We start from the raw sequence: 11,874 nt of genomic DNA on the forward strand, positions 1-11,874 counted from the left end.
TGACATGGCCCCGAAAGCCACAAAGAAACCAAAGCGTAAGGCTGCAAAAGCCAAATCCGCCGACCCGTCAAAAACACTGGACGCCGCACCAAGGCTGGGCGAGCGGGTGCTCAATGTCCTGACCGACGCGCCCGATTTGCGGGACCGGATCTATGAGCCCGCGCTTCTTGACCTCGCCCTTTCCATGGAACCGCAAGAGGCGACAATCAGCCCCGTCAGGGACCAGGGCAGCGAAGGTGCCTGCACCGGTTTTGCCTTGGCCAGCGCCATTACCTTGATGGACCGCCTGCGGCACAACCGCCGGATCCCGCCCTTTGAGGCCCCACCGGTTAGTCCACGCATGCTCTACGAAATGGCCAAGATCAATGATGAGTGGCCGGGCGAGCATTACGAAGGGTCGAGCATCCGCGGCGCTCTCAAGGGGTTTTACAACAACGGCGCTTGCAAGGATGAGCTCGCGCCCTATCAGGACGGCGAACGGAACTGGTCCCTCACCGTCGAGCAGGCCAAGGATGCGCGCAACGTCGGCCTCGGCGCGTATTACCGTCTGCGCCCGGAGATCATTGACTATCACGCGGCCCTGAACGAGGCGGGCGTCATCCTTGCCTCGGCCAATATTCACCGCGGCTGGCTGAAGCCGTCCAAGGGCGAGATCAAGCCATCGCACCTCACCGAAGGGGGGCATGCGTTTATCATTGTCGGATACGACGAAAAGGGGTTCCTGGTGCAGAATTCCTGGGGTGAGGATTGGGGAAAACTTGGCGGCAGGCCCGGCGTTGCCCGCTGGTTATACGCGGATTGGTCGGCCACGATCATGGATGCCTGGGTCCTGCGGCTTTCTGTGCCGACACCTGACGCGTTCGACCTCACGGTCAAGGAAAGCGAGCCCGAAAGCGAACCCCTTTTCGAGGTACAGAGCCTTCGAGAACCGCGGCACGAAGATGTCGTTGGCCACATCATTCACCTCAATGACGGCAAGCTCGTCGATACCGGCAAGCATCCAACGCCCATTGCCACCATCCGCGAAACCGCCAATTTCCTGGCTGATGAAACCGCCACAGCAGAGCGCGGGTACAAGCACCTCATGTTTTATGCCCATGGCGGCCTGAACAACCTCTCGGCCTCGGCAAACCGGGTGCGCAAGATGAAAGAGGTGTTCAAGCGCAACGGCATCTATCCCATCCATTTCATGTGGGAGACCGGCTTCGTCGAGACCCTGAAGGATGTCATTTTCAGCGCCCGCACGAAGTCCGAAGCGCGTGTCGGTTCTGCGTCCGACTTCTTTGATCGCATGTTTGAAGCGGTTGTGCGCGGCCCCGGCAAGGCGATCTGGCGGGACATGAAATGGGATGCGGCGCAGAGCTTTCGCAGCGATGGTGGCGGTCGCAAAGCCGTGCAGGCCCTCTTGCAAGGCAATGCCAGGCGCGACAAGCCGCTCAACATTCACCTCGTGGGTCATAGCGCCGGATCCATCCTCCTGGCGCATCTGCTGGAGGCGATGAACCGGATGAACCCGCTCGACACACCGGTCAAGTCCTGCTCGCTCATGGCCCCCGCATGTACGCTCGATCTCTTCAACGACGCTTACCTCCCCAGGGTCGGAAAGGCCGGGGCCGCTGACGGCCTTGCGAAACTCCGGCAATACAATCTGATCGACCAGCGGGAACTTGACGACACCGTGGGTCCCTATCGAAAATCGCTGCTCTATCTCGTGTCGAACGCCTTCGAGGACGAAAAGAAAATGCCCCTCCTCGGCCTCGAAAAGTTCAAATCCGACGTGCCATCCAAGGCTGGCCACAAGATCATCTATGCAGGCCGCGAGCCGACATTGACCGATAGCAGGACCCATGGCGGTTTCGACAATGACCGGCAGACGATGAACGACATCCTCAAGACCATCCTCGGCAAGAAACCAACCCCGGCAAAGTGCTTCCAGCCGGAAGATGTCATCGGCTACTGAGCCATCTGCGTCGTTATGGCGGGTCTCACAGCTTGAAAATCCCGCTGGCGCAGCATAACTCACAGGCACTGGAATGGAGATTTTATGCCCCGGTAAGGAGGGGAGGCATCGCGCCTCCCGATGCAAGTCAGACACCTGAACACCCTGCGACACCTCGCGTTCGCAGAGGCATGGCTTGCAACCTCAGTTATCCCTGACTCCTGACGCCCGAGCGACCCTCGGTGCCGAGACATGAAAGCTCATCACGATGACACGTGACTATTCCAAGTTCTTCCCGTCGACCTCGCAACACGAACCGCAACCGCGGCGCCGGTCGACCCTCGAAACCTATGGCTGGCAGCCCTTTTTTGCGCAACAGATCGACATTGCCGAGCTGACCGAAACACCGCCGGTGCGGATCACCGAAGTGCACCGCGCGGTGATGCATGTGGTCGGTGACGATATCGACCAGACGATCCCGCCTATCACGGGTGCAACGGTTGGCGATTGGCTGCTGCTCAACACCAACGCGCCACCATCCAGCCGGGTCCTGCGGCGCAAGAGCATCCTCAAACGCCGCGCGCCAGGTACCGATCGGCAAGAGCAACTGATCGCCGCCAATCTGGACACCTGTTTAATCGTGACCTCCTGCAATCAGGACTTCAACATCGCCCGCCTCGAACGCTACATCGCGCTGTGCTTTGAGGCGGAGATCGCGCCGGTGATCGTGCTGACAAAGGCGGATTTGACCGAGAACATCACCCCCTATCTCGACGAGGCCCGCGCCATTTCGGAGCGGGTCCCGGTGATCGCCCTTGACGCTCGGGGCGACGAACCGGCGCAGGCATTGGCAGAATGGTGCAAGCCAGGTCAAACGGTCGCTTTCCTCGGCTCATCCGGTGTGGGCAAATCGACCCTCACGAATGCGCTGGCCGGCAACCAATCCATCGAGACCCAGGGGATCCGCGAAGATGACGCCAAGGGCCGCCACACAACCACACGGCGGCAACTGCACCTGGTGCCGGGGGGATGTCTTGTTCTCGACACGCCGGGCATGCGGGAGTTGCAGCTCATGGATGCGGCATCCGGGATCGAAGACCTCTTCGCGGATATTCAGGCGCTGGCCGCGACCTGCCGGTTCAATGACTGCCAGCACGTCACCGAGCCCGGCTGCGCCGTTCAGGCGGCGCTTGAGGCTGGTCAGATCGGCGAGGCCCGCCTGCAGCGGTGGCGCAAACTGGTGGCGGAGGATGCGTTCAACTCTGCCAGCCTCGCCGAGCGGCGGCACAAGGACAAGGCGTTCGGCAAAATGGTGCGCCAGGTCACGAAGCAGAAGTCGAAGGGGAAATGGCATGGGAAGTGACAAGACAGGTCGGATCGTCTGGCACGATCTCTTTACCCGGGACCGGCCACGGGTCATGTCCTTCTATCGGGTCATCGCCGAGTGGCATTACAAGACCGAACACGCGACGGACTTCGCCTGGGGTTCCGGCGTGCAGGACTATGTTCTGGCCCTTTCGGGGATGCAGGCCGGGGCAGGCATCATCGACGCACCGGCGGAAATGGCACCTGGGTGGGTTGCCTATGTCGAAGTGGATGATGTCGACGACAGCGCCGATCTGGCGGCGCGTTTGGGCGGCAGCATTATGCGCGCACCCTTCGACGTTCCCGGCGTCGGTCGCAATGCGCTGTTGCGGGACCCCAACGGTGCGGTGATCGGGATCGCGTTGTCGCGGCACAGCTTTCCGGTCCCTAAGCGGCAATTCGGGGCGGAACTCTATGCCTCCGACGCCCGGCCCTTTCCGCTGGACTTCTATGGACCCCTGTTCGACTGGATGCCCAAGGGGGGCCAGGGTGACGGCCAAAGGCTCCTCACCGCAACCGGCCATCACATCGCCAAGACGGTCGGTGAGGTCCCATCTGCGCAGTGGGTTCCAAGCGTCAAGGTCGCAAATCCTCCAGAGGCGGTCCGAAAAGCGGCGTTGATCGGGCGAGTGGGCGACATCCACCATGCGGCCGAGACGTCATGCCCTAGCGGACGGTTCATCCGTGATCCCGATGGTACCGTGATCCACCTGACCGAATGGCAAAAGACCTAGCTTCGCAAAGGCGGCTGGTTGTCAGTTCAGGTTGAATTCATCAAAGCCCGGCGTCTGTCCGAACCCCTTAATGAGTTCAACCGCCATCAGGTGCCCGCCATGAAACTCACGCCGGATACATCCCGCCAGCCCCGAGAGATCGGAGCCGTTGCTAGATGATACCCGCGATCACATGGTCTCCGCAGAACAATGCACTGTCATATTCTGTCTCGAATATCTTGAACTCTGCGGGTGATTTGTCCTCATAAGTTGTGCGCGCGCTATGACGGGTCATTATCAAATTGCGTTAGCAAAAAAGACTTCCGTTTCAGATTCCAAGCGGTTGGCCTCTGGCACAGGTCAGGAAACCTACAAGATTGCCAAAAGTTAAGAAATCATATTGATGAGCTGCTTAGGTGGCTCTGGTTTTCCATCACTCACTACGTCCATGTATCCCCGCAACGCTCTGTTTGCTACCGACATTGGCGGACCGACCAATGGGAGCGCGATTTAACGCTGCCTCTCGGCGATAAATTCTTCAACGGCTTCAAGGTTTTGCGCGCCGATTTCGACCGCTCCGTCGTCAAGAAGATCCTTCAGTGTCTGCGCGCGCAGGGCGTCCCGCCACACCCGCTCGGCACCCAGCATCCGCCGCTTGATAAAACAATCCTTGTCATAGGCGCATCGCGCATTCGTGGTAACATCGCCCTTCTGGCGGATTTCACGGCAGACGAAGGCCGGGCCACTGCCGTCGATGGCCTCGACAACATCAAGCATCGAGACCTCCTCGGCGGGTCGGGTCAGGCGATACCCCCCGCGGGGGCCGGGCACCGCCTCGGTCACCTTTGCCGCGGTCAAGGCACGCAGGTGTTTGAGCAGATAGCTTTCCGAAATGCCATGGAGGACCGCAAGATCCCGGCCTGACAATACCTTTCCCTTCGGCAAGGCGGCCAGCACAAGGGCGCAATGCAACGCCGCTTCAACCCCATCTCCCATACGCCGCATTCAAGTCACCTCTCTATTTTCTGCATTTTGCAAAACCTTGGTTGCAGAAACTAATCATGGATATAAACTATCGATGATTCGCAAGCAACCACCACTCACCCAAAGGATCCAACAGATGACCCTCCGATTCAACGTCGTCAAAGACACGCCTCACCTCTACGAAGCCCTCATGGAACTGAACGCGGCCGTTGCCGGATCTGAGGCGGACGCGCGCCTTGTTCACCTGGTCAAGATCAGGATTTCGCAGATTAATGGCTGCGCGTTCTGCGTCGATATGCACATCAAGGAAGCCCTTCAACACGGCATTGATCAGACCCTCCTCAATCTCCTGCCGGTCTGGCGCGAAACGACACAGTTCGACACTCGCGAACGGGCGGCGCTCTCCTGGGCCGAGGCCCTGACGATGCTCCCCGGCTCCCACGGGTCGGATGACGCCTATGACGAGGTCCACGCCGAATTCTCCGAACAGGAACTTGCGGCTCTGACGGTCGCCATCGGCACGATGAACCTCTGGAATCGCATCGGCGTGGGCGCCCGGATGCAGCCATGAGCTTTGCCGCGCGAAACAGGGTGCCCCCGGGTATCCGGCGGCGCCAGATCGGCAGAGGTTTTCTTGCCTGCTTCCTGGGGCTTGCGATACCGGTGGCCGCGCAGGCGCATGACGTACACGCGGGCCGGTCAGGTTTGAAACGACAGGTCGAGCTTCAAGCTCCCCTGCCCGACTTCCCGGATCGCATCGTGACCGCATTGACCATCGAACTTGCCCCCGGCGCGGTCGTCGGGCCGCATCGCCATGGCGGTTTTGTCTATATCTACCTGCTTGAGGGCCAGATCCGCAGCCAAATGGAAGGCGAAGACCCTGTCGATTATGTTGCGGGGCAAAGCTGGATCGAACCCGCGGAGGCCCTGCATCAACGCACGGAAAACCCCAGCCGGACCGAGCCAGCCCGGTTTCTGGCCGTCGTCTACAGCGCGGTCGATGCGGTGATTACCAGGCCGGAGAAGGAGGAACCTTAACGCCCTTGGACAGCTTCAAGCCACGCCTGCGCCGACAGACGTCAAGGATAATCCGCCCCGGTGGGCCCTGTCGCCGAGGGTTCTGCAATCAGACCTTCGGCTGCTCGTGGGTGGCGCAGTGGATGCCGCCGCCAACTTCCCCCACCGGGTCGGTGTCGAGCATGACAATTTCGCGGTCGGGATAGAGATCCGACAAGATCGTGTGGGCTTCTTTATCCGCGGATCTGTCGCCAAATTCGGATGCGATTACGGCGCCATTGCACACGTAATAGTTCACGTAAGACGCCACGAAATCATAGCTCTTCACCCTGATATCCCAAGGTTCGGGTAGCTCCACCAACTCAAGCGGCCGCCCCTTGGCATCCGTCGCGTTGCGAAGAATATCGTAAGTTTCAAAGGCCGCCTTGCTCCAGGGGTCGTCGGGATCAACTTCTGCGCCAATCTGGATCAGGACCGTGCCAGGCTCGACAAACCTGGCCAGTGCATCGATGTGATAGTCGGTGATGTCGGCACCCTTGATGCCCGGCGCCCAGATCACCTTGTCGGCGCCATAAGTCTCAAGCAGGAGTGTTTCCACCTCCTGTTTCGAGCCCTTGTTGCGGTTCGGATTGACCCAGGAACTGGCATGCGCGATCAGGGTGCCTTCGCCATCGAACTCGGCCCCACCGGCCTCGCCGACAAGACCGACATCGAACAACTCAAGGCCCAACCGCTCGGCCACGCGGGTCGCGATCATGCCATCTTTGCGATGCAACTGCTTGCCGCCCCAACCGTTGAAATTGAAATGTGTCATGGCCAGGCCGCCCTTGCCGTCGATGACAAACGACGGCCCGCTGTCACGCGCCCAAAGATCTTCGGTCGGGATGTCCCAAATCTCCACCCGTTCGCTCAGCAGACGGCGCGCCGCGGCGATATGTTCCGCGGCCATCAGCATCACCACCGGTTCGAACGCGACGATGGTGTTGGCAATATCCGCGATCGTCTCCTGCAACGCCGTCAGAAACGCCCCGTCGGAATAGACAAACCGGCTGACCGGCCACTGCATGAAGGTACGCTCATGCGGCTGTGCCTCTTCCGGATAGAAAAACCCGGCGCTTCGCGCGCCGGTCAGACCGGCATGGGCGGGCAAAACTCCAGAAGCTGTCAGCGCAGCTGTCGATTTCATGATGTCGCGGCGTGTCATCATTATTCTTTCCCTTGGTATCAGTGAGCGGGGCAAAAGTCAGGTGGCAGAAAGTCCAGTGGGTCATTTTCCGCGCCGGGCGGCGTGGCGGACAAGGCCGCCATGAAGACGGAAAAGAAACCGCCCTGCGAATTCACCCCCAACTTGGTATAGATGCGCTTGCGATGCACCTTGACCGTTTCGGGGCTGTTGCCCAATCTCCGGGCGATGGATTTGTTCGAGTGCCCTTTGGCAATCAGATGCGCCACTTCGGCTTCGCGGTCGCTCAGAACAGATGTGCCGAAAAGGGCGAAGGCTTGTTCGACATGGCCACCGATACGGCCGATGCCGGATGTTGACGCAGGCGAAAGACCTGGCCAATGACGCCGCGCCAGCGCACCCAGCAGGGGCAGTATGTCAAGCAGACGCGCCCGCGCATCAGCGCACCCGGACCGGCCATGGCGAATACCAAGCGACAGGACAATGGCCGCGCCGCCGCCACACCGCAGGATCACACCACACTCGTCAGCCAGCCCCGTCGCGGCATAAAAGCGTTTGAAATAATCGCTTTGGCGAAAATCATCCGGGGCGAAACCCGACAGCATTTCAACCAGATCCCCATTGCCGGCGCGATAAAGTTCGTGCAGCGGATCCAACAGGTATGCCCAATTCAGATAGGGCGTCAGAACGGCGGCACCGTCGGTAGTTTCGAGGTCATCGAAAACCACGATGGGGGCATGGTCCGGGAAAAACGCACATGCAAAGACGGATTCGAACCCCGATACCTTTTTGCAGATTTCGGCAAGCAACGACGGAAACCGCGGCGTTCCAACGGCTAGGACAGCCTGCGCCAACAGGGTAACGGTGCGTGGGGCCGTCGCCCCCGCACTTTCGTGCGGATGATCCTTCCCCGCGACAAGTCGCAGCGTCCGGTCAGAATTTCCCGGGGCGACCGCCTGCATCAGGCTGGCTCCTGCTGGGTAATGCAGTGGATACCGCCACCGCCCACGGCGATGTCTCGTATGTCGACCATCGCAACCCGTGCTTCTGGAAACAGATCTTCGTAAATCTCGCGCGCCTCATCGTCCGAACGGGTGCCATATCGTGGCATGACCACACCGCCGTTGCAGAAATAGGCGTTGACATAAGACAGGCAGAAACGCTCACCAACGGCGCAGCTTTCATCCGCCTCCGGGATTTTCACAAGCCGGATTGGCCGCCCCCTGGCATCGGTCTCACCCTCGAGCGCATCAATGTTCGCCTGTTTGATCGCGCGCCAAGGATCGGCGGGATCATCCGCCCCTTCGATCAGAACCACACCTGGTGCGACGAATACAGCGATACCGTCAACATGCCCGTCGGTTTCCGTCTCTTCAGCATTGCCGGGCAGCCAGATGACCTTTTCGCCGCCCAACATCGCCATCAAATCGCGTTCAATCTCTTCGAGCGTCCAATCCGGATTGCGATTGGCGTTGGGGAAACACGTCCGCGTGGTGAGGATCGTTCCCTCGCCGTCAACGCTGAGGCCGCCACCCTCCGCAATGAGGCGGCTGGTGAAAGGGCGCGCACCGGCGATCTCAGCCATGGCGCGTCCGGCGGCAGCGTCCTTGTCAAAGGGATCGTATTTCCGACCCCAGGCATTGAACCCGAAGAGTGCTGCGGCCTTGTTGCCTGCCGCGTCCCGCAGGAAATTCGGCCCGGCATCACGCGCCCAGGAATCGTCAATCGGCAGCTCGATCAGGTCGATATCTGCGCCCAGCATCGCCCGCGCCTCGGCCATGTCATCGGGGTCAACGACCATCGTCACCGGCTCGAACGCGCGAATCGCATGGGCCACCGCGGCATAGCTCTGCCGGGTGGCGTGCATATCCGGCCAGACGATCTTGCGGCAAGGCCACATCATCCAGGTCCGCGCATGGAGCCCGAACTCGGCAGGCATCCGAAAACCAAGATCCTGTGGTGTCGGTGATTGATGCAGCATGGCAGAGTCCCGAAGAAAAGCGTTGCGAAGGATAATCACATGAGATTTTATTAGGACAAAGCGCGAAATAATCATATTTATGGCAAAAATTACTCATGAATAACCCGTACCGATCCCTGCCACCCCTCACCGCGCTGGTGGGGTTCGAGGCCGCGGCCCGGCATGGCAGCTTTTCCCGGGCCGCCGAAGAGTTGAACATCACCCAATCCGCCATCAGCCATCAGGTGCGCACCCTCGAGGACCATCTGGGGCAGCCGCTGTTTCACCGTATCGGGCGCCGGATTGACCTGACGGATGCCGGCAGGGACCTTCGGCAAACCGCTCAGGAGGCGCTTGAGACGGTTCGTCATGGGGTACGCCGCCTGCATGCCTATACCAAACCCGGTTCGGTCATCGTGATGATGTCGCCGGCGCTGGCACAGGGCTGGTTTCTGCCGCGCCTGGCAAGATTGCGGGCGGCCCTGCCGGATGTTGAACCCTGGCTGCACACCACGGACGAAACATGGGTGCCGGAAGAGGCCGAGATCGACATCTCGATCTCGACCCGGCCGTGGCAGGACGACGGGACAATCACCGCGCCACTGACGACCGACCGGCTTTGGCCGATGGCCGCGCCGACGCTCGCCGTGTCCCTGCCCGATGACCCGGACCAAACGCGCCTGGATACCGCGCCGCTCCTGCATGACGAGGGAGTGGATGACTGGCAAAAGTGGTTCGCCAAGGCGCAATCTGGGCGGAAGGATTTCTCCAGCGGCCTCAACTTCTCCGACCCGGGAATGATGCTGCAGGCCGCGGCGCTTGGCCATGGTGTCTGCCTCGGATCGGAAATCCTGGCGCGTCCCCTGCTCGACCAAGGAGGCCTTGTTCGCGTGGGCTCATCACATCTCGAGTGCTCCCAAGGGTTCCATATCTCCGCCTGGAAACGCACCCTCTCCCGCCAAGCCGTGACCGATACTTGGCAATGGCTTTGCGATCAGGCCCTGGAAGACTGAAACCTGCTCGGTCGGACGCCGGGGATTTGCAACAATCCAACGGAGTGGCCCCCTGCCCGGCAGGCATCAACCATGTCGGACCCATCCCACTGGTGCCACATCACCCGGCTCGGTGAGCTCAAACCCGAACGACCGCTGAACAAACTGTACTGTGGGTCGATGTCAACGCACGAGTTGTGACCAAACCATTCCGGCGACGTAGATTCCGGCACCAAATGAGAGATGGGCGATCAAGCTAAGACAATCGCTGAGCCCGGGCGAAGGCGCCTATCTGCTGATGCACGTCATAATGTCAACGATCCGGATGAACTACGCTCAGCCGCCCGAAGGCAAAGTTGAACAACAGGTAGCACCTGCGCGAGAAAAGGCTCTGGTCGCCCTGGTTGTTGTTGGAATGTCGTTCCTTCCTTTTCTGTCGATCGCAACGCCGTTGTTCGATTTTGCCAGGATCAACAGCCCCACCATGCTTCTGATGGCCGGTTCCTGCCTCGCACCTGTCGGCCTGATCCTGTTCTGGCGGGCTCATGCAGGTCTCGGCGACAACTGGTCGCCGATCCTGGAACGGAAAGAAAAGCAGCAACTTGTGACATGGGGCGTATATTCCAAATTGCAGCATCCGATGTATTCGGCCATCTTTCTGCTCGCGTTTGCGCAGGCATGCCTGATTGGCAACTGGATCGTGGGTTTGTTCGGGCTCTTTTCGGTTGCAACGCTGTGTGCGCTGAGGATTGATGATGAAGAGGCCATGATGCGCTCCGAATTTGGAACCGAATGGGAGAGGTACGCAGGAGGCACGTCCGGCCTTTTTTACCTGCCTAGAAGTCGCATAGGGAAACGTCGGTGAACGTAATCTCTGGATGCCTCAGAAGAAGGGCCTCCGCATAAGAACAATCCGGGCGCGCGGTTCAAATGAACCGGCACCCGGACATGACCTTCCCTTCTAACCCCCGCTGGGGTCAGAACCGTTTTGTAAAGGCCAGCGTCGCGTTCATCGGTGCGCCGACGGCCACGTTGTTGTTGTTGGCTGCTGAGGTGTAATAGACCTCGTCGGTCACGTTCTCGATGAAAAGAGTTACTTCCGCATCGTCGGTGATCTTCTTCGACGCCCCGATATCGAACCGGATATAGGATGGCAGCTCGGTCAACACAGTCGGGGATGTTGTCGTCCGCTTTTCACTTTCGTAGATGGCTGCGCCGAAGACCCGCCAATCATTGTTGAACTCGTAGGCCAAACGCAAAGAGGCTGCGTGTTGTGGCACATTCCGGAGCCTTGTCCCTTTGGGCAGTGCGGGATTTTCATTGTTGCTGATGGCTGTATCCAGATAGGTGTAGGCCGCGCCGAAACTCCATCCGTTGCCCAGGTCGCCAGCGAGATCAAACTCGAAACCCTCGCTTCGCACCGACCCGATATTGACCGCACGCCCGAAGGCCGGAAAGGGTGCTGCTTCGATGAGATTATCCTTGTCCGTCCGGAAGAGTGCCGCGGTTCCAACCAGGTTTCCGTCCAGCGCGTTGAATTTGAGACCAATTTCGTAGTTTTCGGCCGTTTCCGGAAGAATTTCGTTTCCGTTCACATCCGTCAATCCAACCTGGTCCTGAAAGCGGAATGTGTCGGAGTAGGAATGACCTGAGCCCCAAGTTTCCTCCACCTTGCGGAGAGTCCTTGGTTTGGGTTTGATCGCCTTACGCGGCCAGTTTGT

The 11,874-nt window shown here is 59.8% G+C and carries 12 protein-coding genes; 7 read left to right on the forward strand and 5 right to left on the reverse strand.

Annotation, left to right across the window (positions count from 1 at the left end; translation table 11 throughout):
• The first annotated feature begins 4 nt into the window (after window positions 1-4).
• The 3 genes from RBB29_RS13580 (at window position 5) to RBB29_RS13590 (ending at window position 4,038) form a co-directional block, all read left to right on the forward strand.
• The gene (locus tag RBB29_RS13580) at window positions 5-1,960 is read left to right on the forward strand and encodes a C1 family peptidase (protein ID WP_306116016.1); all 1,956 of its coding nucleotides are present in this window, start codon (window positions 5-7) and stop codon (window positions 1,958-1,960) included.
• 247 nt (window positions 1,961-2,207) lie between these two features.
• A complete protein-coding gene (rsgA, locus tag RBB29_RS13585) occupies window positions 2,208-3,302 on the forward strand; it encodes a ribosome small subunit-dependent GTPase A (protein ID WP_306116015.1) in 1,095 nt (364 codons plus the stop codon).
• A complete protein-coding gene (locus RBB29_RS13590) occupies window positions 3,292-4,038 on the forward strand; it encodes a VOC family protein (protein ID WP_306116014.1) in 747 nt (248 codons plus the stop codon). Before rsgA ends, RBB29_RS13590 begins: the two co-directional genes overlap by 11 nt.
• Window positions 4,039-4,527: 489 nt before the next feature.
• Here RBB29_RS13590 and RBB29_RS13595 read toward each other — a convergent pair whose 3' ends face one another.
• Window positions 4,528-5,022, reverse strand: coding sequence for an Rrf2 family transcriptional regulator (locus tag RBB29_RS13595; protein ID WP_306116013.1), 495 nt, complete (start codon window positions 5,020-5,022; stop codon window positions 4,528-4,530).
• A gap of 115 nt (window positions 5,023-5,137) precedes the next feature.
• Here RBB29_RS13595 and RBB29_RS13600 point away from each other — a divergent pair, with 115 nt between their 5' ends.
• Entirely contained in the window at window positions 5,138-5,572 is a 435-nt protein-coding gene (locus RBB29_RS13600; RefSeq protein WP_306116012.1) for a carboxymuconolactone decarboxylase family protein, read from the forward strand.
• Window positions 5,569-6,039, forward strand: a complete 471-nt coding sequence (locus RBB29_RS13605; protein ID WP_306116011.1) for a cupin domain-containing protein — start codon at window positions 5,569-5,571, stop codon at window positions 6,037-6,039. Before RBB29_RS13600 ends, RBB29_RS13605 begins: the two co-directional genes overlap by 4 nt.
• 88 nt (window positions 6,040-6,127) lie before the next feature.
• Here RBB29_RS13605 and RBB29_RS13610 read toward each other — a convergent pair whose 3' ends face one another.
• From RBB29_RS13610 to RBB29_RS13620, 3 genes are read right to left on the reverse strand one after another with little or no spacing between them, the layout of a single operon-like run.
• On the reverse strand, window positions 6,128-7,225 hold the full coding sequence (locus tag RBB29_RS13610; RefSeq protein ID WP_306121166.1) for an agmatine/peptidylarginine deiminase: 1,098 nt from the start codon (window positions 7,223-7,225) through the stop codon (window positions 6,128-6,130).
• 17 nt (window positions 7,226-7,242) lie between these two features.
• On the reverse strand, window positions 7,243-8,163 hold the full coding sequence (locus RBB29_RS13615; protein ID WP_306116009.1) for a LuxR family transcriptional regulator: 921 nt from the start codon (window positions 8,161-8,163) through the stop codon (window positions 7,243-7,245).
• Complete coding sequence (locus RBB29_RS13620) at window positions 8,163-9,182, reverse strand: agmatine/peptidylarginine deiminase (RefSeq protein ID WP_306116008.1); 1,020 nt, start codon at window positions 9,180-9,182, stop codon at window positions 8,163-8,165. The genes RBB29_RS13615 and RBB29_RS13620 overlap by 1 nt, the downstream gene beginning before the upstream one ends.
• A 95-nt stretch (window positions 9,183-9,277) precedes the next feature.
• Here RBB29_RS13620 and RBB29_RS13625 point away from each other — a divergent pair, with 95 nt between their 5' ends.
• Together RBB29_RS13625 and RBB29_RS13630 are read left to right on the forward strand one after the other, a co-directional pair.
• Window positions 9,278-10,174, forward strand: coding sequence for a LysR family transcriptional regulator (locus RBB29_RS13625; protein WP_306116007.1), 897 nt, complete (start codon window positions 9,278-9,280; stop codon window positions 10,172-10,174).
• Window positions 10,175-10,451: 277 nt separating this feature from the next.
• A complete protein-coding gene (locus tag RBB29_RS13630) occupies window positions 10,452-11,018 on the forward strand; it encodes a protein-S-isoprenylcysteine O-methyltransferase (RefSeq protein WP_306116006.1) in 567 nt (188 codons plus the stop codon).
• 112 nt (window positions 11,019-11,130) lie between these two features.
• Here the strand turns inward: RBB29_RS13630 and RBB29_RS13635 are convergent.
• A partial coding sequence (locus tag RBB29_RS13635) for a TonB-dependent receptor domain-containing protein (protein WP_306116005.1) occupies window positions 11,131-11,874 on the reverse strand: 744 nt, incomplete at its 5' end.

The sequence above is a fragment of the Roseovarius sp. MMSF_3359 genome (genome assembly GCF_030733385.1).
In the GTDB taxonomy this organism is placed as follows: domain Bacteria; phylum Pseudomonadota; class Alphaproteobacteria; order Rhodobacterales; family Rhodobacteraceae; genus Roseovarius.

Excerpts from the sequence above, each read along its gene's own strand:
- RBB29_RS13580 (WP_306116016.1), top strand. The coding sequence starts at position 5 with ATGGCCCCGAAAGCCACAAAGAAACCAAAGCGTAAGGCTGCAAAAGCC.
- rsgA (WP_306116015.1), top strand. The coding sequence starts at position 2,208 with ATGACACGTGACTATTCCAAGTTCTTCCCGTCGACCTCGCAACACGAA.
- RBB29_RS13590 (WP_306116014.1), top strand. The coding sequence starts at position 3,292 with ATGGGAAGTGACAAGACAGGTCGGATCGTCTGGCACGATCTCTTTACC.
- RBB29_RS13595 (WP_306116013.1), bottom strand. The coding sequence starts at position 5,022 with ATGCGGCGTATGGGAGATGGGGTTGAAGCGGCGTTGCATTGCGCCCTT.
- RBB29_RS13600 (WP_306116012.1), top strand. The coding sequence starts at position 5,138 with ATGACCCTCCGATTCAACGTCGTCAAAGACACGCCTCACCTCTACGAA.
- RBB29_RS13605 (WP_306116011.1), top strand. The coding sequence starts at position 5,569 with ATGAGCTTTGCCGCGCGAAACAGGGTGCCCCCGGGTATCCGGCGGCGC.
- RBB29_RS13610 (WP_306121166.1), bottom strand. The coding sequence starts at position 7,225 with ATGATGACACGCCGCGACATCATGAAATCGACAGCTGCGCTGACAGCT.
- RBB29_RS13615 (WP_306116009.1), bottom strand. The coding sequence starts at position 8,163 with ATGCAGGCGGTCGCCCCGGGAAATTCTGACCGGACGCTGCGACTTGTC.
- RBB29_RS13620 (WP_306116008.1), bottom strand. The coding sequence starts at position 9,182 with ATGCTGCATCAATCACCGACACCACAGGATCTTGGTTTTCGGATGCCT.
- RBB29_RS13625 (WP_306116007.1), top strand. The coding sequence starts at position 9,278 with ATGAATAACCCGTACCGATCCCTGCCACCCCTCACCGCGCTGGTGGGG.
- RBB29_RS13630 (WP_306116006.1), top strand. The coding sequence starts at position 10,452 with ATGCACGTCATAATGTCAACGATCCGGATGAACTACGCTCAGCCGCCC.